The following is a 26570-nucleotide window of genomic DNA, read 5'->3' as shown; positions in this document are numbered from 1 at the left end:
CGGCGGCCGCTCGGAGTGTCGAAGACACGTTCCCGGAACGTCCCTGGTCAGAAACTCCCTGATGAACCCCCGCCGGTGAACCCGCCGCCCCCGCCGAAGGACGACGGGGACGAGCTCCCGAACGACGACCCCGCCGAGGATGCCGCCGAACCGTTGTACACCGCCGGGTACATCACGTAGAGCGGCAACCACGAGCGGAACGTGGACGCGTACCGGATCTCGTGCTCGATGCCGTCCGCGTCCTTGGCCCGATTGGGTTTGTCGTTGAGCCCGGGGGCCTTGCGGTTCTGGAGGCGGTACTTGTAGTACGCCTGGCGCATCCCGTCCGTGATCTCCTCGTTCGGGTGCTCCCGCTGGAACTGCTCGATCTCGCCCTCCGCCTGCTCCCGGATCCGTTTGTTCTGCCGGTGATGGCGCCACCAGCTCAGCAGGACCACCAGGACCGTCACGCCCACGAGCCCCAAGACCACACGGGCCGACATGTTGCTCGTGGCCTCCCGATCAGCGGCCGCTTGCGGATTCGCCTCGTCGTAGACCTCGGTGATGGTGTTCGTGAACGCTCCCGCGTAATCCTCTTTCTTGAACCCCGGTTCCAGCTCGTCCTGCATGATGTTCCGGGCGTCCCCGTCCGAGAGCACCTCGCGGGCCCCGTCCGCGACCTCGATGCGCAGCTCACGTTCGCCCATGTCCGCGACCACGAGCACCCCGTTGTTGCGGCCGTCGTCTCCCACGCCCCAGTCCGTGGCCACCGTGCGGGAGTAGTCCTCGATGCTCTCTCCCTGGGTATCGTCCACCGTGAGCACGGCCGCGCGGATGTACTCGTTCTCGGAGTTCTTCTCCCCGATCAATCGGTTCAGCTGTGCTTCCTGGTCCGGGGTCAGCAGGTCCGCCTGGTCCTGCACCGCGCCCTCGGTGGGGCGGGGTGGCACGTCCAGGGCGTGGGCGGGATCGGCGACTCCCGCGACGAGCACCGCCCCCAGCGCGCCGGTCGTGATGATGCGCCGCAGGGGCGCCATCCTGAGCGTCTCGGTGTCCACGGATCCTCCCGGGTTTCGTCACATGCTGGTCGGCACAGGTTCTCGTAGGCCAGGGTGCGGGTACGACGACGCCGCGCGGCCCGGCGGTCCCGACGGCGCGTTGCTCTCGAGACCCAGTGGGTTTCGAGAGCGCCCGACTCAGCGGCGCGCGGTGGGGACCACCATCACGGGGCACTCGGCGTCCGCGAGGGCGGCCTGGGACACCGAACCCATGAGCAGACCGCGGAACCCGCCGTACCCGCGGGTGCCCATGACGAGCAGCTCGGCGGTGCGGGAGGCGTCCACGAGTGCGTCCGCGGGGCGGCCCTCCAGCACGCGGGTCTCGATCTCCAGGCCCGGGAAGTCCTTGCGCAGTTCCTCGGCCACGGAATCGGTGAGCTCCTTGGCCGGGGCCATGAGCTGTTCCTGCACGGCGCGATCCAGCTCGGCGGAGTTCATGGGCAGGTAGCTCGTGGTGGGGACCACGCTCACAATCGCGAGCCGCAGCCCGCGATCCGCGGCGTACCGGGCGGCCTGCGGCACCGCCTTGTTCTTGGCGCCGAGCTTGTCCACGCCCACGACCACGCGACCCTCGAAGCTCTCACCCTCGGGCCGGGTCTCACGTTCGCCAGGGCGCCACTCCTCCGGAAGGATCACCACGGGCGCGGCGGAGTGGGCGGCCACCGCGGCGGAGACCGAACCCACGCGCCCGCGCACCCCGTGGTGCCCGCGCTTGCCGAGAACCACCACGGAGGCGTCCTGGGCCTCGTAGACGATCACGCCGGCGGCGTCGCCGCGCTCGATGATGCCCTGCCCGGTGACGCCGCCCGCCTTGGCCTTCTCCACGGCGCGCGTGGCCAGCCGCTCCGATTCCTGGTGCAGCGCATCCGCGAAGGCTCCATAGATGGACTGGTCCAGGCCGGTCTGGCGGCCCGTGGAGAGCACGATCTTCAACGGCTCCTGCCGCTTCTGGGCCTCGAGGATCGCCCAGTCCAGGGCCCGCTCACTGTGATCGGAACCGTCGTACGCCACCACGATGTTCTGTGTCATCTGTCTGCACCTAGTTTCTTAACTGTGTTTCGAGGGGGAGCGCGGATCAGGACTCAGCGCCCGCTGGGGACCACCATCACGGGCCCGGCAGCGGAGCTCAGCACGGCCTGGGACACGGATCCGAGCAACAGACCCGTGAACCCACCGATCCCGCGGGAGCCCACGACCACAAGGTCCGCGGTCCGGGTGGCCTGCACGAGCACCCGGCCGGGGCGGCCCAGGAACGCGTGCTGAGTGACCCGCAACCGGGGTTCCCGCTCAGCAATGGTGCGCGCCAGTTCTGAGAGCCGTTCGAGCGATTCCTGGAAGTAGTAGGTCTGGTTGTACTGGTCCTGGAACCACTCCGGGGTCCCGGACAGGGCGCCGTTCACGGAGACGAGGCTCAGGGTCGCGTCATGGGACAGGGCGTACTGGATCGCGTGCGCTACCGCGGGGTTCTTCTCCCCCGCGCCGTCCACGCCCACGACCACGGAGCCGGAGAAGTCCATCTCGGAGGCAGGGGTGCGGGTTCCACCCTGGGCCTCGTCGTCGGAGACGCGCACGTCCTTGCCGTCCCGGCCCTCCTCGCGGGCGAGTTCTGCGTCCGAGTCGTCCTCGTGGGTTCCGGGCGGGACCACGATCACGGGCACGGGGCTGTGGGCCGCCACGGCCGCGGAGACCGAACCCAGCCGACCCCGCAGGGCATCGCCCTTGCCGCGCTTGCCCATGACCACCAGGCACGCGTCCTTGGCGGCGTGCAGGACGGCCCGAGCGGCGTCGCCCTCGCCCAGGACCTTGCGGATCTCGACGTCCGGGGCGTGGGAGCGGGCGTACTCCTCGGCGGCCTCGAGATGGGATTCGCTCTCCGCCTTCACGGCGTCGTGGAAGCGCTGTTCCAGGCCTGGATCCCCCACGACCGCGACGGGGAACGCGCACAACAGGCGCACGGGGACTTTGCGGGCGGCCGCCTCCGTGAGGGCACGGTCGAGGGCGCGCAGCGCGATCTCGGAACCATCAATACCCACCAGGACGGGAGCGTTGGACAAGGTGTTCAGAACGTCGTTGTTCATACCTCCAGGATAGTCTCCGCACCCCGCAACGGCGCGGTCCACCACGCGATTTCAGGCCTGTGACGACGCCGCACGGAGCCTCCTGGCGCCGGGCCGGCTCCGCGGGCCGCTCACGCCATCACGAACATCCACCGGTCCCCGCGGATGCGCAGACCCAGGGTCACGGCACGGGCGCCCATGTACCCGCCCGCGTACGCAATCCAAAGCCACGCCGCGCCCACGGTGCCGCTCCCACCCCGTTCGAGAACGAGCCACAACAGGGGCGCGTACACGACCAGGTTGATGACCCCGGCCAGGGCGAGATAGCGAGCGTCGCCGGCGCCGATCAGAACGCCGTCGAGCACGAACACGAATGCCGCGAGGGGCTGACCCACGGCCACGACGATCAACGCGACCCCGAAGATCACCTGGACGTCCCGCGACGAGGTGAAGAGGAAGCCCAGGTGCGGCCCGAGCAGACCCACGATCACGCCCGTGACCACGCCGAAGCCCAGGCCCCACCGGATCAGTCGATGCATGAGCCTCCGGACATGTTCGCGTTCCGAGCGCCGTCGCAGGTCCCGGGCGCCGAGTTCCTTGCCCAGCAGCGCCTGGGCGGCAATGGCCAGGGCGTCCAGTGCGAAGGCCAGGAAGTTGAAGATCGTCATGGTCAGTTGGTAGGCCGCGAGGTTCTCGGCCCCCTGCGCCGTGGCCACCACCACGGTCACCAGGATCGCGGCGCGCAGGGACAGGGTGCGCAGCATGAGCCATGTCCCCACCGTGAGGTGCGTGCGCACCCCGGCCCAGGACGTCGTGAGGCTCACGCCGCGCCGTCGGAACTGCCGAGTGAGCATGATCAGGTACGTCACAGCCATGGCCCACTGCGTGATGCTCGTGCCGATCGCCGCGCCCGCGACGCCCAGCTGCGCGCCGTACACGAGCGCCACGTTCAGCCCCGCGTTCACGGCGGCGCCCACGCCCGCGATCACGAGCGGGGTGGTCGTGTCCTGCAGACCTCGCAGCACACCCACGGCGGCCAGCACGATCAGCATGGCCACGAGTCCGGGCAGGGACCACAACGCGTACGACGTCGCGTGCTCCAGCACTTCGCCCTCCGCACCCAGGGCGCGCAGCAGGGGACGAACGGCCACGGCACCCACCGCGGCGAGCAGCACCCCGAGACCCGCGGCGGTCCACAGTCCGTCCCGACCCACGCGCAGGGCATCGGCGAGTCTGCCACCACCCACGTGCCGGGCCACCGCAGGGGTGGTGCTGTAGGCCAGGAAGACCATGAGTCCCACGACCGTCTGCACCACCGTCGCGGCGATCCCTACCCCCGCGAGCTGCGCCGTGCCCAGGTGGCCGATGATCGCCGAGTCCGCGAGCATGAACAGCGGCTCCGCAATCAGTGCCCCGAACGCCGGGACGGCGAGCGCGAGGATCTGGCGGTTCAGGCTCTTCCCGCCCGCGGTCTTGGACGGGGTCCCAGGATCCGACGGCGTTGCCGGGCCCTCGGGCGTCGCGGGCTCCTCGGAAGCTGCGGGGCCCCCGCGGTGGAGACCTCCGGGATCGGGCTCCGAGGGGCGGGCGTCTCGGTGCGCGCGGGGGTTCGGGCGTGAGCGGAAGGAAGGCACCGCACCAGGGTAAGGGGATCAGTCACCCGCCGAGGCGGGCAGGGTCAGCGTCCCGGGGCGGGTTTCACCGCGATCACGGGGACGGCGGACTCCAGGATGATCTGCTGCGCGGAAGAACCCAGGAAGATCTTGCCCGCGGGGGACCGCCGTCGGACCCCCACCACCACGGCGTCGATCTCCGCGCGGTTGGTGGCGTCCACCAAATCCCCCACGGCATTGCGGCTGCGGGCGGCGGCATGCTCCACGCTCACGCGCTCGTACGGGATCGCGGACAGATCCGGCTCGTTCCCGTCCACGGGGAACACCACGAGGTCCGTGTCGCGACGCCGGGCTTCCTGGACGGCGAAGTCGCGGGCGGCGTGACCGGCCGGAGTCTCGGCGGCGGCAAGGATGATGGCCATGGGTCCTCTTCTCTGTGCGCGATCCATCTGGGGGGCAGGTTCCGGGGCGGGGCGAGATCGCCCCCGGGCGGTGAACCGGTGCCGGCCCGGTGAATCCCGGGGTCCGCGTCGGTACCGCCTCCCACGTGGGGGTATGTGTATCCTAAGTCACACTTCTCGCGGCCCCGTGGGCGGCGGGAATCCCCCTTACCGCGAATCCCGGGAGAATCCATGAGCTCCACCCACTCCCCCGACCGCCGCACGTTCCTGACCTACGGTCTCGGGGGACTCGTGGCCCTGGGGGCCATCGGAACCGCGACGGCGGGGTCCATCGCATCGGCCTCCGGCGGCAACGACCTCCGTTCGTCGCTGACCATTATCGCCCCGGCGGCCGCGGGCGGCGGGTGGGACACCGTGGCCCGGGAGATGCAGCAGGCCCAACGGGCCAACGGCATCGTGAACAACACCCAGGTGGTGAACATCCCGGGTGCCGGCGGGACCATCGCGCTCGGGAACCTGGAGATCCTCTCCGGCAAGGCCAACAACCTCATGGTGGGTGGCACGGGTCAGTTGGCGGCCACCATCCAGTACGACTCCGCCACCACCTACGCGGACGTGAATCCCCTGGCCGTGGTGGTGGAGGAGTACGACGTGATCGTGGTCCCCGGCGATTCCCCGTACACGTCCCTGAAGGAACTCATGACGGCGTGGGCCAAGACCCCCGGCAAGGTCCCGTGGACCGGAGGCGGTTCCTTCGACCAGCTGGTCGTGACCGAGATGGCGATCAGTGCCGGGTTGGCACCCAAGGACATGATCTACGTGTCCTCGGACGGCGGCGGTGAATCCACCCAGGCCCTGCTCAACGGCACGGCGGCCGCCGCGGCCAGCGGGTACCCGGATTCCATCGACCAGATCGAGTCCGGGCGGTTGCGGGCCCTGGGCGTCGTGGCCCGCGAACCCGTGCCCGGGGTGGAGATCCCCACGACCGTGGAGCAGGGCTTCGACGTCACCCTGGCCAACTGGCGCTTGCTTGTGGCACCGAGTGGGATCACGCCGGAGGAGAAGACCGAGCTCGAGACCATTGTGCGGGAAACGATCGCCACACCGCAGTGGCGGGAGGCCATCGAACGCTTCAACTGGAACGAGAACGTGATCACGGGCGAGGAGCTCACCCGTTTCCTCGCGGACGAGAAGACCCGCATCCAGGGCCTCTACAAGGAGTTGGGACTGTGACATCACAGGTGACCGGGTCGACCCCGGCGTCCGCACCACCCCCGCAGGAGGCGCCGCCCTCCGCGCACCGGTCGCTGCTGTCCGAGCTGACCATGCCCTTGGTGCTCGCGGCTTTCGCGACGTACCTGCTGGTGAGCATGCTCAGCATGTCCGTCCCGGAGTCGGTGGACTTCCCCGGGCCCCGGTTCTTCCCGGCCGTGGTGACGGCCGTGATCTACGCCCTGGTGATCGTGGAGGTGCTCTCGATCCTGCGCCGCCGGTCCGCGGACCGTTCCCCTGGAGGCCACCCGACGACGTCGACGGGCAGCACCGCGCACACCTCCCCCGCCGATGACGACGCCGCACCCTCGGCGGACGATGCCGACTACGAGTTCGTAGGTGCCTACGAGCCCGCCACGCCCCAATTCTCGTGGCGGTCCTTCGTCTGGGTGGTGGGCGGTTTCCTGGTGTTTGCACTACTGCTCGAGTTCCTGGGGTGGATCATCGGCGCCGCCGTACTGTTCTGGTGCGTGGCCCGCGGCTTCGGCTCCACCCGCCCGCTGTTCTCACTGGTCGTGGGGCTGACCGTGAGTTCTCTCGCGTACATCGCCTTCGACATGGCCCTGGGGCTGTCCCTGCCCTCCGGCCTCCTGGGGGGTGGGTTCTAGATGGAGACCCTCTCGCTGTTGCTGGACGGTTTCGCCGGGGCGCTCACCCTGCAGAACCTCTTCTGGGTGGTGCTCGGATGCTTCCTGGGCACCGCCGTGGGTGTCATGCCCGGCCTGGGGTCCTCCATGGCCGTGGCGCTGCTGCTGCCCGTGACGTTCGCCCTGGATCCCACCGCGGCGTTCATCATGTTCTCCGGCGTGTATTTCGGCGGGCTATTCGGGGATTCCACCATGGGCATCCTCATGAACACCCCGGGGCAGGCCTCGGCCATCGCGTCCACGTTCGAGGGCCACAAGATGGCGCTCACCGGCAGAGCCCCACAAGCGCTCGCCACGGCGGCCATCGGGGCGTTCATCGGTGGTTTCGTGGCGTCCGTGGTGGTCGTGTTCTTCGCACCCTTCCTGGCCGAGTTCTCCACCCAGTTCGGTCCGGCGGAGTTCTTCGCCCTGGCCCTGTTCGCGTTCGTGGCCACGTCCTCCGTGGTGACGGACTCCGCGGTCAAGGGTTTGCTGTCCCTCGCCCTAGGACTGGGGATCGCCGTGGTGGGTATCGACTCCGTGACCGGCATCCCGCGGTTCACCATGAACTCCCCCTACCTCTTCGACGGGATCTCCCTGGTGACCGTCACGGTCGCGGTGCTCGCGCTGGGTGAGGTGATCTATTTCGCCACGACCGCCCGGTTCCAGAGCCAGGGAAGGATGCTGAAGGCCCAGGGGCGGCCCTGGTTGAGCCGCAAGGAACTGCGGGAGGCCACCCCGGCATGGTTGCGCGGCACGGCCATCGGTTTGCCGTTCGGCGTGGTCCCGGCCGGCGGCGCGGAGATCCCCACGTTCTTGGCATTCGGCGCGGAACGCAAGCTGGATCGGCGTCGTCGCGACCCGCAATTCGGCAAGGGCGCCATTCGAGGTCTTGCCGCACCCGAGGCCGCGGGCAACGCCACCACCGGTATGGCCATGGGTGCGCTGCTCGCGCTGGGCCTGCCCATCTCCGCGACCGCCGCCATCATGCTCGCCGCGTTCCGGCAGTACGGGCTGCAACCAGGACCGCTGCTGTTCGAGCGCGCCCCTGATCTCGTGTGGGCGCTGTTGGCCAGCTTCTTCATCGCGATGATCGTGCTGCTGATCATCAACCTGCCGTTCGCGATGGTGTGGGCCAAGCTACTGCTCATCCCGCGCCCGTACCTGTACGCGGGCATCACGGTGTTCTGCGGCCTGGGCATCTACGCGACGTCCGGCTCCACCTTCGACCTGCTCATGCTCCTGGGCGTGGGACTCGTCGGCTTCTTGATGCGTATGCATGATTACCCGCTCGCGCCGCTGATCATCGGGATGGTCCTGGGTCCGCTCGCGGAGACGAGCCTGCGGGACGCCCTGATCAGCGCGGACGGTGACGCCTCGGTCCTGGTGAGCGGTCCGATCGTGCTCGTGCTCTACGGGGTCCTGGTGATCATCCTGCTCCTGACACTGCGCAGCAAAGTCACGAGCCGCACCCGCAGGGACGTCTGAGCCGACTCGTCTCCGGGTAAACCCCACCCTCTCCCAAGTGCGGGTGCACTGATTTTGCTGAGCTAAAACACGCAAACCCCCTCTCAGAGGGTGGTTCGCTGCTTTAGCTCAGCAAAATCACACGCCGTCGCGGTCCTCGGAGCCGGGCGGGATTGCCCGATCAGAACGGGTACTGCGGGATGTCCGGGCTGAGGGTGACCCATTGCAGCTCGGTGAACGCCTCGACGTTGGCGTCCGCCCCACCGAAGTGCGCGCCCGTGCCGGAGGCCTTCATCCCACCCATGGGGGCGGTGGCCTCGTCCATCACGGTCATCTCGTTGATGTGGATCTTCCCGGCCGTGACGCGGTCCGCGACCTTCATGGCCTCCCCCACCTCGCCCAGGATCGACAGGGACAGCGCGTACTCGGAGGCGTTGGCCAGCGCCACGGCCTCGTCCACGGAGGACACCGCGATCACGGGTGCCACCGGGCCGAAGATCTCCTGGTTCCACGCCGGCATCTCAGGGGTGAGATCAGTCAGCACCGTGGGGCGATAGAACAACCCGTCGTGGGTGGCACCCGCCCGGATGGTGGCGCCGGCGATCACCGATTCCTGGACCTTGGAGTCCACGGACTTCAGCTGCTTCTCGTCGATGATCGGGCCCAGGTGGACCTGCCCCTCGGAGGGGTCGCCCACCACGAGGGCGTCCGCCTTGTCCGCGAGTCGCTGGACGTATTCCTCGTAGACGTCCCGGTGCACGATGTGCCGACCCGTGGTCATGCACACCTGACCCTGGTGGAAGAAGGTCCCCATAGCACCCACGCTCGCGGCCAGGTCCAGGTCCGCGGAGGGCAGCACGATCATCGCGTTGTTGCCACCGAGCTCCAGGTGCGTGCGCTTGAGATGCTGGGCACCGGCCGCGCCCACGTGCCGCCCCGCCTCGGTGGAACCCGTGAAGGACACGATCCGGACCTCGGGTGCGTCCACGGCGGCCGCACCGGCGTCCCCGCCGCCGGGCAGCACGTGCAGCACACCCTCGGGAAGCCCGGCCTCCTCGAAGATGCGTGCGATCAGCGCTCCGCCGGTCACGGGCGTGCGCGGGTCCGGCTTGAGCAGCACCGCATTACCGAGCGCGAGCGCGGGTGCCACGGAACGGATCGAGAGGATCAGGGGGAAGTTGAACGGGGAGATCACCGACACCACCCCGGCGGGCAGACGCCGTGCGAGCGACCAGTGCGGGTCGTCCGAGGCCAGCACCTGGCCCTTCGCGTGCGTGGGCAGCGCGGACGCCTCGAAGCATTCCTGCGCGGCCACGTGGGCCTCCATCCCGGCCTTGGGCTGGATGGCGCCGGTCTCGCGCACGACCCAGTCCACGACCTCGGCAGCGTGCTCCTCGAACAACTGCCCCGCCCGGCGCAGCACGGCCGCGCGCTCGGTGGGCTTGAGCGCTGCCCAGGACTGCTGGGCCGACGACGCCGCGGACGCCGCCCGGTACACGTCCTCCGGCGTGGCCGCACCCACGTGACCCAGGACCGCTTCCGAGGCCGGGTTCAGCACCGTGATGGGCTCACCGGAACCCTCCGTCCACTCCCCGTCGAAGATCTTCCCGTCCCATCGGCCGTCCTCGAGAATCGCCATGTCCCTTACCTCCTGGTGTGCCACGTGATGGATCTCCATTGTGCGGGAGCCGGCCCCATCCAGACCACGGGCCGGGTGATATCCGCGGCCCGCGAACGGCATGGGAGTGAGCGGGCGACCCGAGGGTGCGCGAGCGGCGTCGTCGTCCCCGAAGACGAGCCCCCTCGAGGAAGGCGCAGGCGGTCAGGGTTGCGGGTCGCGGGCGTCGTAGCGCATGAACCCGGGGAACATCCGCATGAGCAGCAGCACGAGCAGGAAGCAGATCACGGCACCCACCAGGGCGGCGAACCCGGGTCCGAGCCACTGGCCGCCGACGCCCATCGCGGCGTCTCCCAGGCGAGGGCCGCCCGCAACCACCACGATGAAGATGCCCTGGAGCCTGCCGCGCAGCGAGTCGGGGGTGGCCGCCTGCAGGATGGTGGTGCGGAACAGCATGGACACCGAGTCCATGACCCCCGCAGCCACGAGCACCAGGCAGGACATGACGAGGGGCCACGCGGTGTCCCGGCCCCAGCCGCCGGAGGCCACCAGGATCACCGCACCGAACGCCATGATGCACACGGCCCACGCGGCCACGGCGGCGGCACACCCGCGACCGTGGTGATTGATGCGAATGAATGTTCCCGAGAAGACTCCCGCGAGGACGGATCCCGCCGCGAGCGCCGCGGTGAGCAGCCCCACCGTGAACTGGTCCCCGCCCAGCACGGACGCCCCCAGCACGGGGAACAGCGCGCGGGGCATGGCGAAGATCATGGCGGCCAGGTCCAGCAGGAACGTCATGCGCAGGTTGGGGCGGGTGGCCAGGAACCGGAACCCCTCCACGACGGAACGGAAACCGGCCTTGCTCGTGGCGCCGTCCTCCCCGGGGATGGGCGGCAGGGGTGGCAGTTTGTACATGGCCCACAGGCTCACGGCGAAGCTCAGGGCGTCCACCGTGTAGGCCCACCGGAAACCCAGTCCGGCCACTGTGAGCGCGCCCAGCAGCGGGCCCACCATGAGGCACGAGCCCATGGTCAGTTGGAACAGGGCGTTGGCGGCGGGCAGTTGTCGCATGGGGACCAGGCGCGGGACGATCGCACCGCGCACGGGCTGGTTCAGTCCCTGCGCGAAGGAGTGCAGGGCCACGATGCCGTAGAGCACCGCGACGCTCGCAATGTCCAGCCACGCGTGCGCGGCCAACGCCACGGTCATGATGAACAGGCCGAACGTGGTCCACAGGCCCGCCGAACGCCGGTCGGTGGCGTCCCCGATGCTGCCCCCGTAGAGACCTGCGATGATCAGGGGCACGAGCGCGAAGAAGCCCACCATCCCCACGGCGAACGTGGATCCGGTCAGCTCGAACACTTCCAGGCTGATCGCGATCACGGTGAACTGGCTTCCGAGCATCGACAGCGTGGACCCGATCCACAGTCGCCGGAAGGCGGGGATGTCCCGCACGGGGGCGATGTCGAGCAGGAAACGGGCCACGGGTCGATCCTAGGGGCAGGTGGGGGTGCGCACCTCACCCGTCACGATGCAAGTACGGCCCGTGCGTCCCACCCCTGAGTCCTCGTGCGTGTCCCCCGCACCACATACCCTGGGAGCACCCTTTTCCCCGGGATCATAGGAGTCCTCATGCGCACACGCGAACAGCGCCGGGCCGCGCGGTCGGCCCGCGGTTGGCCGCGGTTGCGCGTGCACGCCGTGCGCAACGGGGTGGGAGCCGTGATCCTCGGGGCGCTTCTCCTGTGGGTAACCCACGGACCCTTCCGTTTCGAGAACTTCCCGGCCGGGGACGTGGCCTGGGTCTGGCGTGTGATCGCCCTGGTCGTGGCGGTAATGCTGCCCTACGTGCTTCTGACCATGGGCGTGTATCTACTGCTCGCCGGCTTTCTGGCGACCAATAGGGCGGCGTTGGCCGCCGGGCGCGCCCGCACCGTGGTGCTCGAGCCCGAGGACCCGGAGGATCCCCCGGTCACCACGCACCGACTCTCGCAGCACACTCCCCCGGGCGTGAAGATCCGGGCCCACACGGTGCACGGTCGTCGTCACGACAGCCGCTACACCCGTGATCTCCTGGGTTTGCTGCCCGTTCAGTCGCCCGCGGCCCTCGTGCCCCTGGGGGCGGGGATCGTGGCGCTCATCGCGGCCTCGATCTATTACTCCACGGGCTACGCCGAACCCGCCGCCGTCCTGCTGCTGGGCGTGCTCTACCTCGGCTGGAAACTCTTCCGGGGTTGGCGCAGCCACCGCGTCTTCGCGGACACGCCGTGGCAGGCGCCGCGGGAAGTCGACACCGGTTCCTTCCCGCGTGTCACCCCGCTGCGGGACCAGGACACCGCACACCACCCCGTCACCCGGGTCTCCTACGTCACGGACGACGACGCCGCGGCGCCGCACGTACGGGAGCGAGCGGCGCCGTCGTCGTACGAGGTCGACGACCCGGAGGAGCCGTACGAGACCACCGACGAGCTGCCCGTGATCGAGAAGATCCGCGACCGGTACACCGAGCCCCGCCGGATGAGTGCGTCGCAGCGACGGTTGGCGGAGCGGGCGGAGCGCGAGGCGATCCGGCGGAGGCTCCCGCGCGTGGTCGAGGCCGAACGGGCGGGCACGCACGCCACCGCCCCCCGGGTGGTACGTGATTCGCAGCGCACCGACCCGCGGGACGTCTATGAGACGGATCCGCAGGGGGAGGCCGCGGAGCAGGAACAGCAGCGGCTCAACCAGAAGCGCTACGAGGACCACATGCAACGCCACCGCGACAAGCGGGAGGACCGGTTGCGCAATGCGGAGGCCCGGCAGCCCGAGGAGGCGCCCTCGCTGTGGGGGTACGCCAAGAACCGGCTCACGAGGCGCGGGGACGACTCCTAACGCTCAACGACCGCCACGGGGAGCTTCTCCGGCGTGTGGCTATCGTCGCGGGGATGACTTCTTATCTTCGGCGCTTGGCTCCTCCGCATTCAACACAGTGGCACCGGGCCGGGCCCCGGCCGCCGCGGGCGCACCCAGCTGCCAGATCCGCCGCACGGTCCAACCCAGGAGGATCACGAGCAGCACGTTACGCAGGGTCAGCACCCCGGCCATGACCGGGTTCGCGTGGATCAGCGGCGTGTAGAACAGCGGGTAGATCACGAACGTGGTCGCCGCGATGCCCAGGGTCAGTAAGGCCGGGATGCGCCACCGGACGCGGTCGTGCAGCAGACCCACCATGATCACCGGGGCCAGCCAGATCATGAACTGCGGGGAGCCCACCTTGTTGAACACGATCAGCACGATGGTCAGCAGCAAGGATCCGGCGTGGACCAGGCGCGCCCTGTCCGCACCGCGCCGCAGTGCCCGGATGAGCAGCACCGCGGCAACGAGAACGGCCATGAGCAGCAGCGGCTGCATGAGGGAAGCCATGACCTCCACACCGGGACCGTAGACCTCGGTGGAGTTGATCGCGGTGTTGTCCGCGATCCGGGAGTCGGCGAGCCCCAGGACAGCGGCCCACACCCACGGCGTGGAGAACGTGGCCTCGAGCTGCATCCCGCGGGAGCCTTGGTTGAGCAGGAAGTCCGCGATCCGCTCGATCCCGCCGAGCACCAGCACGCCCAGCACCACGAACAGCGTGACCACCACGCCCGCCGTGATGATGCGCACGCGCTGTTTGAGCGCGATGACCATGGCCAGCAGCACCGCGGCCGGCCACACCTTGATCCACGTGGCGATGCTCAGCAGCGCCGATCCCACCACCGGATGGCGCACGGCGTAGAGCAGGCCGATGAACACGATCGGCGCCGCCACACCCTCCACACGCGCGAAGCTGAGGTACCCCAGGAACACGGTGAAGACGACCCACCACCACCCGGCCAGTACACCGCTGCGCGGGGCGCGGTGGAGGAGGAACCACATGGCCACGGCGTTCAACGCGGTGATCATGAGCGTCCACGCCAGAAGGTAGAGGTCGTAGCCCGCGATCCTCGGGAACATGATGGGCACCTGCGCGAGCACGGGGTAGACCCACGGGCTGACGGAACCCTGGTCGGGCGCGTTGTACCCGGCCATCGCCCATTCGCGGTACTGCTCGGTGTCGCTGAAGGCCCACCCGTGCAGGAAGAACGTTGCCATCCAGCACAGGAAGTACACGTGCACCACCGCGAAGCCCACCCACACGGCGGCGGGGCGGTTCAGCCACTCCTGCGGACGACGGCGCTGCGGCCCGGGCCGCGCGCCCGTCACCGAGTGAGCGGCGTCGTCGGCAGAGGCAGCCTCGGGGTGCGCGGTGGCTCCGCCAGTGGGTGCCGCGGGGGCACCCGTGCGCGGCACCGAGGTGCGGTGGGCGTCCCCGGGGGCGGGAGCCGTGTCGTCGTCAGGCGTGCGGGCCGGCAACCGGGCCTCCCTTCGCGGCGGAACCGGCGGGCCCGGCGGACCCCAGCCGGTACAGCCCGCGCGCGGACCACCACAGCAGGACCACGAGCAGCAGGTTGCGCAGGGTCAGCACGCCGGCCATGACGGGGTTGTTGTGGCTCAGCGCGGTGTAGAAGAGCGGGTAGACGAAGAACGTGGCGATCGCGATCAGCACCGCGAGGAACGCCGGGGTGCGCCACACCTTCCAGTTGTGCACCAGGCCCACCGCGATCACGGGGCCCAGCCACACCATGAACTGGGGCGAGCCCACCTTGTTGAACACGATGAAGGCCGTGACCATGGTCAGCGAACCCGCGAGGAACAGGGCCGTGCGGTCCAGGGCACCGGCGTGCACGCCGCGACGCAGCCCGCGGGCGATCAGCACCACGACCACCACGGCGGCCACCACGAACAGCGGCTGCATGAGCCGGGACATCACGTCCGAGCCGGGGCCGCTGACCTGCATCGAGTTGATGTCCGTGTTCATGTACATGCGGGAATCACCCACACCCAGCACCGAGAGCCACAGCCACGGGGTGCTGAACGTGGCCTCGAGCTGCATGCCGCGGTCGCCCTGCTGGGTCATGAAGTCCGCGATCTGGCGCGGTGATCCGGACACGAACGCGGCCGCCACGGCAAACAGCGTGACCAGGATCCCGGCGAGCAACACGGCGCCGCGACGTCGTGCGGCGGTCAACAGAGCGATCACGACGGCGGCCGGCCAGACCTTGATCCACGTGGCCAGGCTGAGGATCGCGGAGGCCACGAACGGGCGGGACACCCCATAGACCAGGCCCAGCAGCACGAGCGGTGCCGTGAGACCGTCCACGCGCGCAAAGCCCAGCCAGCCCATGAGCAGGATGAACACGAGCCACCACCAGCCAGCGGGCAGTGCGGCACGGTTACGACCCCAGTCGGTCAGTTTGCCCATGGCCACGGCGTTGAGCACCGCGATGATGAGCACCCACAGGAAGAAGTACGGGCCCGGTCCCGCGATGCCCGCGAGTCCCATGGGGATCTGCGCGAGCACGGGGTACACCCAGGGGCTGGGACCGTACGCGATGTTGCGGTCGTCGAAACCCGCTTCCGCCCACGCGCGGTAGATGTTGGTGTCGCTGAAGGCATTGCCCTGCAGCGAGACGATCAGGGCAAAAATCAGGAAGCCCACGTGCACCAGCAGGAACCCCACGAGCAGCGCGCCCGGTGTCATCAGACGATCCTGCGCGGCGCGGGGGAGCACGGCGTCCCGTGCCCGGGTAACGGCCGTGAAATATCTCTCTGTGGGCACGGATGAGGTCCTTGTCCGAATGCGCGCGGGATTCTGTTCTGGTCCGGGGGTGTGCACTGGTCCTGTTCGGGGGCGTGCGGCGCCCGAGGGTCCCGGCGCCTCGGACATACCGGTTCCGATTCTATGGGGAACCACTCCGGGGACCGCATACGGCGCCATGATGCGCTCACCCCGCCCCCAAGGAACCCCCAGAACGCGCACTGTTCGAGTGCAAACCGTCCTGTAAAGTCAGGGGTCGGAGCCGCTGGACACCTCGGCTCGCCCACCACTGGTTGGCTGAGGGGGCTGGAATCCATGACCGCGACCGGTTCTCGCCCCTCTCCCGCGCACACCGGCTCCACCGCCAAGAATGATTCGCGCGCCCACATGGCGATCATCCAGGGCGTCATTGGTTCGCTCATGATGCTCGTGGGGTCCGTGGGGACCGGGTGGATCGCCAACGGCTCCCCCATGGTCCGGCACCCCCTGGTCATCGAACTGCGCGTGAACGTGTGGGGCGTGTACGGGTGCACCGTGCTGCTCACCGTGGGCGCCATGCTGCTCATCCGATCGTGGTTGCGCCTCGGTCAACGCCTGCGGGGATGGCCGCACGGGTCGTTGCGCACCGTGATGATCGCCGTGATCGCATGGTCCCTGCCCCTGTTCCTCGCCGTTCCCATCTACTCGCGGGACGTGTACGCATACATCGGTCAGGGCCGGTTGATGCTGGCCGGCAAGGACCCGTACGTGGAGGGGATCTCCTCGCTCGACAACTGGTTCATGCTGGGCGCGGATCCGGAATGGGCGGAGGCCCGCACCCCGTACGGCCCCTACTTCCTGTGGATCGCCGCCGGGGTCGTCCGGTTGACCAACGCCCAGCCGGACGCCTCCGTGATGCTGTTCCGGGCGGTGGCGTACGTGGGAGTGGTGCTGTGCATGATCTACGTGCCCAAGCTCGCGCGCCTGCACGGGATCAACGGTGCCCGGGCTCTCTGGATCGCCGTGGCCAACCCGCTGTTCCTCATCAGCTTCGTGGCCAGCGCCCACAACGACGCACTCATGGTGGGCCTCGCCGTGGCCGGCGTATACGCCGCGGCCACAAAATATCCCCTGCTGGGCATACTTCTGGTCACGGGGTCCATCGGGATCAAACCCATCACCATCCTGCTGCTGCCGTTCATCGGTCTGCTCTGGGCGGGCAAGGGTGCCTCGTGGCCGCGGCGGTTCGTCATCTGGGCGGCCACCGCGCTCCTCAGTTTCGGGATCCTCGCGGTGAGCGGTTACGCGGATAACCTCGGTCTGGGCTGGGCCTGGGCCCTGTTGGACCCCACCCCGGGGTACACGGGGTACTCGCCGTCCGGGTTCCTGGGACAACAGGTGGAGCGCGTGGGAAACTTCTTCGGCCAACCGGGGGACGCCCTCGCATCGGTGTTCCGTCAGGTGCTGCAGTACGCGGCCATCGCCCTGGTCCTCGTGCTGATGTTCGTGGGCGGGGACCGCAGGATCGTGCGGCGGATGGCCCTCGCGTTCTCCGCCGTGGTGCTGCTGTCCCCCATCATCCAGCCCTGGTACATCCTGTGGCTCATCCCCCTGCTGGCCGCGACCGGCATCAAGGACAACTGGCAAATCCGCATCCTGTACATCGTGATCACGTTCTTCGTGGTCTTCGGTGCCCAGGACCAGCTGTCCGTGTGGCCGTTCATCGACCTCAGCGTGAGCGTGTCCCAGGTGGCGTTCGTGATCACGGTGGCCTTCACGCTCTACCTGGCGCTGATCGATCCCCGCACCCGCACCCTGCTGACCCACGGTGGGTTCCGGGGCTGGGTGGATCCCGGCCCCCCTCAGGTGGCCGCGGGTACGACGGCGCACAAGGACTAACGCAGGCCCCTGAGCCTTTCGAGCTCGCGGCGGTCCTTCTTGGTGGGCCGCCCCGCCCCACGGTCCCGGCGGGCCACCGGCACGCTGAGTTCCGCGGGCCGCGGCGGGGAGTGGTCGATGTAGCACTGGGCCGCCACAGGGGCGCCCACACGCTTGACGATGAGCTTGGTGACCTGGAACTCCTGCTGCCACCCCGGGCGGCGCACACTCACCCGATCCCCCACCCGCACCGGCTGGGCGGCCTTCACGGGGGCGCCGTTGAGCCGCACGTGTCCCGCGCGGCACGCGGTCGTGGCGGCGGAGCGGGTCTTGAACAACCGCACCGACCACAACCACACGTCCAGGCGGGCGCTACCGGGTTCGTTGGCTGGGGCGTTCATGGGGTCCACGGTACTCGGGGACGACGACGTCGCTCCCGCCTGCCCCCAGTGGGGTCAATGGATCACCCGGGTCATGAACCATCACCAAACCATCCCTGTGCTGGTTTCGGCGCGCACACGGGAACCCCTGGCTCTTTGTGAGCAATATCACGCCGCGGTGGGTACGGTGGGAGCGGGGCTTAACAAGGACGTGAGCCCCGAAGCATCTGCGAAAGACGCAGAGGCAGTTGAGAACGGGGGTTGAGCACTCATGCTCAAGAACTTCATTAACAACACCTATGTGGAATCCGCATCCGAGGAATCCTTCGACCTGGTCAACCCGGCTACCGGTGAGGTGACGGAACAGTCCCCCAACTCGAACGAGCAAGATGTGAATGCCGCGTACGAGGCAGCCGCTAAAGCATCGAAGACATGGGGGCGCATGACCCCCGGTGCGCGACAACTCGCCATGCTGCGCATCGCCGACGCCCTCGAAGCACGGGGGTCCGAACTCGTGGACGCGCAATCTCGCAACACGGGCCAACCCAAGTACCTGATCCAGTCCGAGGAAGTCGATGTCTCCGCGGACCAGATCCGCTTCTTCGCCGGCGCAGCCCGCTTGATGGAGGGCCTCGCGAGTGGCGAATACATGGAGGGTCTCAACTCCGTGATCCGCCGGGAACCGATCGGCGTGGTGGGCCAGGTGACGCCGTGGAACTATCCCCTCATGATGGCCGTCTGGAAAGTGGGGCCAGCCCTGGCCGCAGGCAACACCATCGTGTTGAAACCATCGGACACGACTCCGGAGTCGACACTGCTGTTCGCTGAAATCGCCTCGGAGTTCCTTCCTGAAGGCACCTTCAACATCGTCCTGGGCGATGCCAAGACCGGGGAAACGGTCGTGTCACACCGCACGGCGGGACTCGTCTCCATCACCGGCTCGATCCGAGCCGGTCTGGCTGTCGCCGCATCCGCAGCGAAGAACCTCACGCGCGCTCACTTGGAACTGGGCGGAAAGGCGCCCTGCGTGGTGTTCGGGGACGCGGACCTGGACTCCGCCGCCGCCACGCTCGCAGAAGCCGGTTTCTTCAACGCCGGCCAGGACTGCACCGCCTCCACCCGCATCCTCGTGGAGGGATCGGTCCGTGACGAGTTCCTGGAGAAGATCACCCAGGCCGCGAAGGACACGGCATTCGGCACCCCGGACAAGGAGGACATCCTCTACGGCCCGCTCAACAACGCCAAGCAGCTCGAACAGGTGTCCGGGTTCATCGATCGTTTGCCGGAGCACGCCACCGTGACCACGGGTGGCAAGCAGGCGGACGGGCCCGGCTTCTTCTTCGAGCCGACCATCGTGGCGGATCTCAAGCAGGAGGACGAGGCCATTCAGAATGAGATCTTCGGTCCCGTCATCACCGTCCAGACCTTCTCCACGGAGGAGCAGGCCGTGGAGATGGCGAACGGGGTGGAATACGGATTGGCGTCGTCCGTGTGGACCAAGGATCACGGCCGCGCGTTGCGGATGTCCCGCGATCTGGACTACGGCTGCGTATGGATCAACACCCACATCCCGTTGGTCGCCGAGATGCCCCACGGCGGCTTCAAGCACTCCGGCTACGGCAAGGACCTCTCCAAGTACGCAGTGGAGGAGTACACCCGCGTCAAGCACGTGATGAGCTCGTTGGACTGACGGCGGGAACGAACGAGGGAAGGAGCGCATCATGACCGACATTCGAGAACTCGTGCTCACCGCTGACCGCGAGCTGTTCACCGAGCACGACCTGAGCACCCTGGACCGCAATTTCGCCGAGGACTACGTGGAGCATTCGCCGCTCGTGGCCAACGGTAAGGAAGGCCTGCGGGAGCTGGTCACCGACGCGGGCGAGGGTCTGAGGCACGACGTCGCGCGCGTAGTCGTGGACGAAAAGGCCGGTTTGGTCGCGCTGCACGGTGCCTATCCCGGGTTGGATCCGGACACCGTGTTCGTGGGGTTCGACATCTACCGCGTGGCCGACGGCAAGATCGTGGAGCACTGGGACGGCCTGGTGGATCAGACACCACCCAACGAGTCGGGCCACACCCAGCTGGACGGCCCCACGGAGGTGGACGCATCCGCCGACACCGAGGCCAACAGGGAGTTCGTCAAGCGGGCCTGGGCTACGTTCTTACAGGGCCAGGACTACGACGCTGCGGGCGATTTCACGCGTTCGGACGGGCGGTTCACGCAGCACTCGGGTGACATCGCCGACGGTGTGCAGAACATGGTCGACTTCTTGAAACACCTCAAGGAGGACGGCTCTGCACTGACCTACGACACATTGCACCGCACGGTGGCTGACGGGAACTTCGTCCTGACGTTCTCGGAAGGATCCATCGCCGGTGACCGCCACTTCTTCTGTGAACTGTGGCGCATCGAGGACGGCGCGTGGGTCGAACTGTGGGACGCCATCGGACCGGTTCCGTCGGATGACGAACTGGCGCACCCGCACGGTGCGTTCACGTCGGTAGCGGACTGAACCTGACCGAGACGACCTGACAATGCAGTGGCCCCGTGGACGCGTGATGGCGTCCACGGGGCCACTGCCCGATCTGTTCCAGTGATCGAGGAGCACATCATCCGGGACCGTCAGCGCCCGGGCCCGCCGTGACCTCCGGCGTCCGCAGGGGCACCCCCTGAGGGAGCGGCGTCGTCGTGGGCATGGTCGTGACCCTCGTGGGAAACGTGTCCGTGCGCCTTCTCCTCCCGCGCCGGAGCCTCCGGTTTGCCCGTCACCACCGCGAGTTCCACCGGCGTCTGCGGCAGGTCGATAGTCTTGGCCACTTCACCCTTGGTTAGATCCACCACGTGCAGTTTCTTGTTCTGCGCGTCGGTCACGTAGGCGCTCGAGCCGGCCACCTTGATCGCGGGACCCGCCTCCTGCCAGTCCGCCTTCTCCTCCCACGGCTGGATCACGTCGATCTTCCGGACCACCTTTCCGGACTCCACGTCGATCACGTTGAGCTTGCCGTCGTACGTGAGCACCAAAGCCTCACCCTCCGGCCCGCGGGCCAGCGAACGGAACCAGTAGGACGAGCTCAGGTCCACCAGCCGGTGCGACCCGTCCCGGGTGTCGAAGAGGGCCACTCGCGTGGGGCGCTCCTGCTCGGCATCCTCGTCCACCTTGTAGTCGCCGAGCACGATCGGCGACCTCTCCGAACCTGCGAGGTTGCCCGAGCGCGCGTAGGCGTCCGCCACGGCCACCTTGTGGAACGTCCCGTCCCGATAGATCACGGGCCCGTTCTCGCAACCCGCCATCACGGTGTCGGTGCTCGCTCCCGGCGCGGCCGCCGCCTCACCGTGCACGCCCGGGCAGTCCGTCGTCTCGGCCTTGACCGCGCCGTCCTTGTCAAGCACGCGCACGGTGTGCCGTTCTTCCTCCGTGCCCTGGGTCGTGAACAGCGTGCCGTCGGTCAGCTCGAGCGCCACACCGTGGTGCGGGTGCTCGGTCTTCCGTTCGGTTGTGTCCGGCGCGCCGTCCTTCAGCGTCTCGGACTCGAAGGTCGTGATGGAACCGTCCCCGTCGCCGAACAACGTGGTCTTGCCATGGTGGACCACCACGTGCCCGGCATGCGGGGCGTCGAAGGTCACGTCGGTCAGCTCGGGTGCGGATTCGCGGTAGTGGTAGTGGTCGCCGTGCTTATGCGCGTCCAAGCCGGTGTCGTGCACGCGGAACACGTCGCCGTCGCTGACCATCACGTGCCTGCCGTCCCCGGCGTTGTTGAGGCGCAGGAACCCGCCCTTCTCAGTCTTGTCTAGGACCTCGCCGGACGCCGTGTCCACGGTGAGCAGACCGCCCTCGTACGCCACCACCGCGCGCGGGGTGAGTCGCGAGACCTCCTTGGCCGCGGCCTTCGTGGTCTCCTCGGCGCGCGGGGACGACGACGCTGCTCCCGCCTGCCCCGCGCCACCCGCCCCGCACGCGGTGAGGGCCAGGACGCCGACAGCCAGCGCGGCCAGGGGGACGGGCCCCCGGCGGTGCATGGTGATGAATCCGAGCATGGACGAGCGAGCCCCGCCAGGGGCGGTGTGTTCGATGGCGTACATGCGAGCACTGTAACTTAAGTGAGAATCATTCTTATCTAACCGCCTGTCGTGTCGTCGTCCCACCGGTTCCCTCGTCCCTCCGGGTGGGTCCGGCGGTTCCAGCCCCAGGCCGCCCCTCCGTGAGATGTCATTACGCCCCCGGGTGCGGGTGGTGAGCATGACTGCGGGAGGCTCCATGACCTACCCCCGTGCATCGCCCAATCAATGGCCGGCATTCCCTGTCCGCTTCGAAGAAGAAATACGAATGAAGTACCACACTATTTTCATGAGGGTGATCCTGCTAGACTGAATCCTTATAACTACGTAGGACAATGGACTTCACGAGGCCGAGAAGTGAATAATGGATCACCTGGCCATTCTTATCCGTTCGATACTGCTTATCCCTCTGGTTGTTGGCCTCATTTACTTTTTCGGAAGTGTCCTTAAATCCGCACTGTTCGGCGGCTCCAACCGGCCATCCGACCCGGATGATCCACGCCGGCGCCGATGACCAAACGCTCGAGACGCCGGATATTGGGGCGCGGCCCCGCAATGTACGTAATGCAGTCATCAATCCAGTCACGAATACCCCGCCCATAAGGGCTGGATGCACCCTCGGCACCTCCCATGGCGATAACCCACTGCCACCCAGTTCCACCAAATCAAAGATTTCATAGAATTTTCCCGGCAGTACGACGCCCATCCTCATTTCGGTATTTCTGTTCGAGGTAATTCGCCCCCACCCCTGGACGCCGGCGCCAGCATTCGGGGCATGATGGGACCACCCGTCACCGTCGCGAGGAGCCGCAGCATGAGCCCGTCACCGCACACCGTGGGAATCATCGGTCTCGGATCCATGGGCAAGCCCATGGCCGGGCACATCATCAGCGCCGGGCACGACGTGGTGGTTCTGCATCGCAGCCTCCACAAGGCCCCGGGGGCCCGCGCGGTGGACACGCCGCGGCACATGGCGCGCCAGTGCGACGCCGTGATCCTGTTGGTGCCCGGCGCCCCGGAAATCGACGGCGTGCTGGAAGAACTCGCTGAGGGCGCCCGCGAGCGCGACGCCGACCATGACCGCCTGGTCGTGGCGATCAGCTCCACCGTCTCCCCCGTGGACATCACCCGCTGGCACCGGGACACCTCGGGTGTCGAGTTCGTGGACGCGCCCATCAGCGGCGGGGAGGCCGGGGCGATCCGCGGGGACCTGTCCGTCATGGTGGGTGGCGACGACGCCGCCGCCGGCCTGGTCTCGGACGTCCTGTCCTCGTGCGGTCGCCCCGTCCACCTGGGGCCGCTGGGGGCCGGGCAGGTAGCGAAGGCGTGCAACCAGCTGATCTGCGCGGCGGAGATCGTGGCGATCTCCGAGGCCAGCGTCGTGGCCGAACGGGCCGGACTGGACCTGGCCACACTGCTGGACCTGCTCCAGGGCGGCTACGCGGGATCCACCATCCTGGCGGACAAGACTCCCAAGCTCGTGGGCCACGACTACTCGGTGTCCGCGCAGGCGGCCTTCGTGCACAAGGACGTCTCCGCGTACCTGGATGCCGCCCGCGCCACCGGAACCACGTCGGTGCTGGGCGGGCCCATCGCGGCCGCGGCGCAACAGCTCATCGACTCGGGACTGGGCGAGCAGGACTCCGCGGTGTTCCAGAAGTGGATCGCGGACAGAACCGAGAAGTGAACGACCTGGGACCCACCCCTGAGAACACCTGTGCCCCGATAATGCACACCACAGCGTCGTAGCGTGCATTATCGGGGCAGGAATGTAGTGAGGGCCCTGAACCCTACTTGTAGAACCGGTTCAGGAAGCGCGCCACCACCGCGGGGCGCTCCTCCCCCTCGATCTCGATCGTCGCATCCGCCACCTGGTGCAGGCCGTTGCCCTTGACCTCCGTGACCTCCGCGATGGTCACGGTCATCCGGATGCGTGCGCCCACCTTCACCGGTGAGGTGAAACGGACCTTGTCCAGGCCGTAGTTGATCTTGGTCTTCACGTCGGACACGTCGAAGAGCTCGGACCACATGGGGATCAGCAGCGACAGGGTCAAGGAACCCGTGTGCGATGGGCCCACCGAACGGACCGTCCGCAGCCTTCTCCGGATCGGTGTGGATCCACTGGTGGTCATCGGTGGCGTCCGCGAACAGGTCCACCTGTTCCTGGGTGATCTCGCGCCACTCGGAGTAGCCCAAATCCTTCCCTGCGAGCTCGGCCACCTCGTCGAACAGAACAACGGTCTTGGCGGTCATGACATGTTCTCTCTGGGGTTCTGCTCCGGCGGTGATGGGCGTCACCGTATGTTTCTTTCATGGGACCGTATTTAATTGAGATCGCCAACGGTTAAGATTATCCACGACGATCCTTCGGCGGACGGTCCCACCCCCGCCCACCGCACGGAGCACGTCACGACACGACACCCAGGAGCAGCGACATGACCACCCCCCTTCCGCAGGACGCCCTTGACCCGGCGCCGGACCTGAGGACGAGTGATCTCGCGAGCGAGCCGGTGTTTCTCATGGCCCGGGCGAGTTCCCTGGGTTCCGCGTCCGCCAACCGGGCCCTGGGGGAACTGGACCTGAAGGTGCGCCACTACTCCGCGCTGTCCCTCGTGTGTTCGGACCTGCACCCGTCCCAGCGGGAGCTGAGCAGGTACCTGGTCCTGGACCCCAGCCAGATCGTGCTGATCGTGGACTCCCTCGAACGCCGCGGGGCCGTGGTGCGGCGCACCGATCCCAATGATCGCCGCTCCAAGTTGATCGAGCCCACGGACGAGGGCCGCGAGCTCTACCGGCGTGCGCGCGCCGCGGTGGACCGCTGCACGGACGGGACAATGGCACCCCTGAGCGAGGACGAACGGGCCACCCTGTTGGACTTGCTGCAGCGCGTGGCACTGGGCTGAGCGCACCGTCATACGGCCCCGTCCTCCCCGGGATTCCGGGTGTTCACGCCCGCGAACACGTACCGTGGAACCAGCACACTCGACTCCCCCGCGCTCCCCCTACCGATCGAGGTCACGCACCATGCGCTCCGTCACCCCCGCCGCCCTTTCCGCCCTCTGCGCCATGCTGCTGCTCACCGGTTGCGGTTCCGGCGGCGACGCGGGGGGCGACGACGCCGCGAACGGTACCGCAGCGACGTCGTCCACCGCGACCGAACAGCCCAGCGCGACACCCACGCCCACCCAGCCGCCAGAGCTGATCGGCGGGGGCACCACCCTGTTCCCCGAGCGCCGGTTCGTGGCGCTCTACGGACACCCGGGCACCCCGGGGCTGGGCGCGCTGGGTGAGCAGGGGCCGGAGGAATCCGCCGAGCGGGCGATCGAGCTGGCCAAGCAGTACGAGCCCTACAGCCAGGAGAAAGTGATCCCGGCGTTCGAGATCATCGCGACCACCGCCTCCTCCGACCCGGGACCGGACGGCGACTTCTCCAGCGAGGCTCCCGTGGAGCGCCTCATGCCGTACATCGAGGCCGCGCAGAAGCACGGGATCTACGTGGTCCTGGACCTGCAGCCCGGCCGCTCGGACTTCCTGTCCCAGGCCAAGCGGTACGAGGAACTGCTCAAGCGGTCCAACGTGGGCCTGGCCCTGGACCCCGAGTGGCGGCTGGGGCCAGGGCAGTACCCGCTGCAGCAGATCGGGTCCGTGAGCGCTCAGGAGATCAACGAGACCACGCAGTGGCTCGCCCGGCTCACGGCCGAGAACGGCCTGCCCCAGAAGACCCTGATCCTGCACCAGTTCTCCATGCCCATGATCCAGAACCGTGAGGCCATCACGACGGACCACCCCGAGCTCGCGTTCCTCCTGCACGCGGACGGGCACGGCACCCCGGATCTGAAGATGTCCACGTGGGACGCTCTGCAGCACGAGCTGCCCCGGGGGATCCGCATGGCGTGGAAGAACTTCTACGACGAGGACACCCCCACGTTCACCCCCAAGCAGACCTTCGAGCTGACGCCCAAGCCGTGGTTCGTGTCCTACCAGTGAGCCGCTCGGGCTGGCGGAGTCTTTTGGTTCGGCAGACACCGCGGTTCCGGTAAGTCGCCCGGGCCGGAAGGCCCGCCACTCCCGAGGTTTTGAAGCGGGTGCTCCCAGGAAATTGTTCCGCGCCATGTCTTCCCCCGGCCGGGATGTCGGGTCTAGATTATGAGGACCTGTTCGCTCCACGGAAGGAAGTGCCTATGGGACTCGGCGACAAGATCAGTAATGCTGCGGAGAAGGCTTCCGGTTCCGCCAAGGAAAAGCTTGGTGACGCCACGGACAACGCAGATCTGCAAGCTGAGGGTGCCGGGGAGAAAGCTTCCGGTGGCGCCAAGCAGTCCGTGGAGAACATCAAAGACGCCGGCAAGAATCTGAAGGACGGGCTGGGCTGAGATCCGCACCCGCCACCTTTCGACCGGGGGGCCCTCGTCGTGAACACGACGGGGGCCTTTCGTCTGCCCGCCCCACCGCCGGCAACGGCGCCTGTCGTGCACTCCGCCCCACCACCCCCGCATCGCTTCCCGCCCCACTACCCCTGCATT

22 protein-coding genes and 1 pseudogene are annotated in these 26570 nt (G+C 68.1%); 11 read left to right on the top strand and 12 right to left on the bottom strand.

Going from position 1 to position 26570, the window contains the following annotated elements; genetic code table 11:
- Positions 1 to 47: 47 nt before the first annotated feature.
- The 5 genes from B3I25_RS00605 to B3I25_RS00585 all read right to left on the bottom strand — a co-directional run bounded on the left by B3I25_RS00605 (position 48) and on the right by B3I25_RS00585 (position 5129).
- Complete coding sequence (locus tag B3I25_RS00605; protein ID WP_286737471.1) at positions 48 to 1037, bottom strand: TPM domain-containing protein; 990 nt, start codon at positions 1035 to 1037, stop codon at positions 48 to 50.
- Between the two features lie 138 nt (positions 1038 to 1175).
- The gene (locus B3I25_RS00600) at positions 1176 to 2066 is read right to left on the bottom strand and encodes a universal stress protein (RefSeq protein ID WP_206478772.1); all 891 of its coding nucleotides are present in this window, start codon (positions 2064 to 2066) and stop codon (positions 1176 to 1178) included.
- Positions 2067 to 2119: 53 nt separating this feature from the next.
- Positions 2120 to 3115 (bottom strand): universal stress protein, encoded by a 996-nt coding sequence (locus B3I25_RS00595; RefSeq protein WP_286737469.1) that lies wholly within the window; start codon positions 3113 to 3115, stop codon positions 2120 to 2122.
- A 110-nt stretch (positions 3116 to 3225) separates the two neighbouring features.
- On the bottom strand, positions 3226 to 4548 hold the full coding sequence (locus tag B3I25_RS00590) for an MATE family efflux transporter (protein ID WP_286737511.1): 1323 nt from the start codon (positions 4546 to 4548) through the stop codon (positions 3226 to 3228).
- Positions 4549 to 4772: 224 nt separating this feature from the next.
- Positions 4773 to 5129 (bottom strand): universal stress protein, encoded by a 357-nt coding sequence (locus tag B3I25_RS00585; protein ID WP_035960942.1) that lies wholly within the window; start codon positions 5127 to 5129, stop codon positions 4773 to 4775.
- A gap of 210 nt (positions 5130 to 5339) precedes the next feature.
- Between B3I25_RS00585 and B3I25_RS00580 the strand changes: the two genes are divergently transcribed.
- From B3I25_RS00580 to B3I25_RS00570, 3 genes are read left to right on the top strand one after another with little or no spacing between them, the layout of a single operon-like run.
- Positions 5340 to 6341 carry a tripartite tricarboxylate transporter substrate binding protein gene (locus tag B3I25_RS00580; RefSeq protein ID WP_193519144.1) on the top strand — a complete coding sequence of 334 codons (1002 nt, stop codon included), beginning with the start codon at positions 5340 to 5342 and terminating at the stop codon, positions 6339 to 6341.
- Entirely contained in the window at positions 6338 to 6988 is a 651-nt protein-coding gene (locus B3I25_RS00575) for a tripartite tricarboxylate transporter TctB family protein (RefSeq protein WP_286737464.1), read from the top strand. The genes B3I25_RS00580 and B3I25_RS00575 overlap by 4 nt, the downstream gene beginning before the upstream one ends.
- Entirely contained in the window at positions 6989 to 8494 is a 1506-nt protein-coding gene (locus tag B3I25_RS00570) for a tripartite tricarboxylate transporter permease (RefSeq protein ID WP_064846417.1), read from the top strand.
- 160 nt (positions 8495 to 8654) lie between these two features.
- On the opposite strand, the gene B3I25_RS00565 is transcribed toward B3I25_RS00570, so the two are convergent.
- Complete coding sequence (locus B3I25_RS00565; RefSeq protein WP_349676512.1) at positions 8655 to 10136, bottom strand: benzaldehyde dehydrogenase; 1482 nt, start codon at positions 10134 to 10136, stop codon at positions 8655 to 8657.
- A 159-nt stretch (positions 10137 to 10295) separates the two neighbouring features.
- Complete coding sequence (locus B3I25_RS00560; RefSeq protein ID WP_286737461.1) at positions 10296 to 11579, bottom strand: MFS transporter; 1284 nt, start codon at positions 11577 to 11579, stop codon at positions 10296 to 10298.
- 147 nt (positions 11580 to 11726) lie between these two features.
- Here B3I25_RS00560 and B3I25_RS00555 point away from each other — a divergent pair, with 147 nt between their 5' ends.
- Entirely contained in the window at positions 11727 to 12965 is a 1239-nt protein-coding gene (locus B3I25_RS00555; protein WP_286737458.1) for a hypothetical protein, read from the top strand.
- A gap of 39 nt (positions 12966 to 13004) precedes the next feature.
- Here the strand turns inward: B3I25_RS00555 and B3I25_RS00550 are convergent, their stop codons facing one another.
- Both B3I25_RS00550 and B3I25_RS00545 read right to left on the bottom strand, forming a co-directional pair.
- Positions 13005 to 14315 carry a glycosyltransferase 87 family protein gene (locus tag B3I25_RS00550; RefSeq protein ID WP_098053922.1) on the bottom strand — a complete coding sequence of 437 codons (1311 nt, stop codon included), beginning with the start codon at positions 14313 to 14315 and terminating at the stop codon, positions 13005 to 13007.
- A gap of 130 nt (positions 14316 to 14445) precedes the next feature.
- Positions 14446 to 15771 (bottom strand): glycosyltransferase family 87 protein, encoded by a 1326-nt coding sequence (locus B3I25_RS00545; RefSeq protein WP_240505632.1) that lies wholly within the window; start codon positions 15769 to 15771, stop codon positions 14446 to 14448.
- Between the two features lie 294 nt (positions 15772 to 16065).
- Here B3I25_RS00545 and mptB point away from each other — a divergent pair, with 294 nt between their 5' ends.
- The gene (gene mptB, locus B3I25_RS00540; RefSeq protein ID WP_064846412.1) at positions 16066 to 17628 is read left to right on the top strand and encodes a polyprenol phosphomannose-dependent alpha 1,6 mannosyltransferase MptB; all 1563 of its coding nucleotides are present in this window, start codon (positions 16066 to 16068) and stop codon (positions 17626 to 17628) included.
- Here mptB and B3I25_RS00535 read toward each other — a convergent pair.
- Positions 17625 to 18008: an RNA-binding S4 domain-containing protein gene (locus B3I25_RS00535; protein WP_035960951.1), complete on the bottom strand. Its 384-nt coding sequence runs from the start codon at positions 18006 to 18008 to the stop codon at positions 17625 to 17627. The genes mptB and B3I25_RS00535 overlap by 4 nt on opposite strands.
- Before the next feature lie 250 nt (positions 18009 to 18258).
- Here B3I25_RS00535 and B3I25_RS00530 point away from each other — a divergent pair, with 250 nt between their 5' ends.
- Together B3I25_RS00530 and B3I25_RS00525 are read left to right on the top strand one after the other, a co-directional pair.
- Complete coding sequence (locus B3I25_RS00530) at positions 18259 to 19677, top strand: gamma-aminobutyraldehyde dehydrogenase (RefSeq protein ID WP_085106739.1); 1419 nt, start codon at positions 18259 to 18261, stop codon at positions 19675 to 19677.
- Between the two features lie 31 nt (positions 19678 to 19708).
- Positions 19709 to 20503, top strand: a complete 795-nt coding sequence (locus tag B3I25_RS00525; RefSeq protein ID WP_206478781.1) for a nuclear transport factor 2 family protein — start codon at positions 19709 to 19711, stop codon at positions 20501 to 20503.
- 110 nt (positions 20504 to 20613) lie between these two features.
- On the opposite strand, the gene B3I25_RS00520 is transcribed toward B3I25_RS00525, so the two are convergent.
- On the bottom strand, positions 20614 to 22071 hold the full coding sequence (locus tag B3I25_RS00520) for a hypothetical protein (RefSeq protein ID WP_286737452.1): 1458 nt from the start codon (positions 22069 to 22071) through the stop codon (positions 20614 to 20616).
- Positions 22072 to 22861: 790 nt separating this feature from the next.
- Here B3I25_RS00520 and B3I25_RS00515 point away from each other — a divergent pair.
- Positions 22862 to 23734 (top strand): NAD(P)-dependent oxidoreductase, encoded by an 873-nt coding sequence (locus B3I25_RS00515; RefSeq protein WP_286737450.1) that lies wholly within the window; start codon positions 22862 to 22864, stop codon positions 23732 to 23734.
- Positions 23735 to 23837: 103 nt separating this feature from the next.
- Here B3I25_RS00515 and B3I25_RS00510 read toward each other — a convergent pair.
- Positions 23838 to 24300, bottom strand: a pseudogene (locus B3I25_RS00510) (MaoC family dehydratase).
- Positions 24301 to 24482: 182 nt separating this feature from the next.
- On the opposite strand from B3I25_RS00510, the gene B3I25_RS00505 reads away from it, so the two are divergent.
- From B3I25_RS00505 to B3I25_RS00495, 3 genes are all read left to right on the top strand, one after another.
- Positions 24483 to 24950 carry a MarR family winged helix-turn-helix transcriptional regulator gene (locus tag B3I25_RS00505; RefSeq protein ID WP_239320058.1) on the top strand — a complete coding sequence of 156 codons (468 nt, stop codon included), beginning with the start codon at positions 24483 to 24485 and terminating at the stop codon, positions 24948 to 24950.
- Between the two features lie 121 nt (positions 24951 to 25071).
- Entirely contained in the window at positions 25072 to 26034 is a 963-nt protein-coding gene (locus B3I25_RS00500; RefSeq protein WP_098053885.1) for a hypothetical protein, read from the top strand.
- 194 nt (positions 26035 to 26228) lie between these two features.
- On the top strand, positions 26229 to 26420 hold the full coding sequence (locus tag B3I25_RS00495) for a CsbD family protein (RefSeq protein ID WP_035965533.1): 192 nt from the start codon (positions 26229 to 26231) through the stop codon (positions 26418 to 26420).
- Positions 26421 to 26570: the final 150 nt, after the last annotated feature.

Origin of the sequence: Kocuria sp. UBA1838, assembly GCF_002338785.1 — a bacterium.
Taxonomy (GTDB): Bacteria; Actinomycetota; Actinomycetes; order Actinomycetales; family Micrococcaceae; genus Kocuria; species Kocuria marina.
The sequence above is the reverse complement of the archived record's forward strand: the minus strand, read 5'-3'. Positions and strand labels throughout refer to the sequence as shown.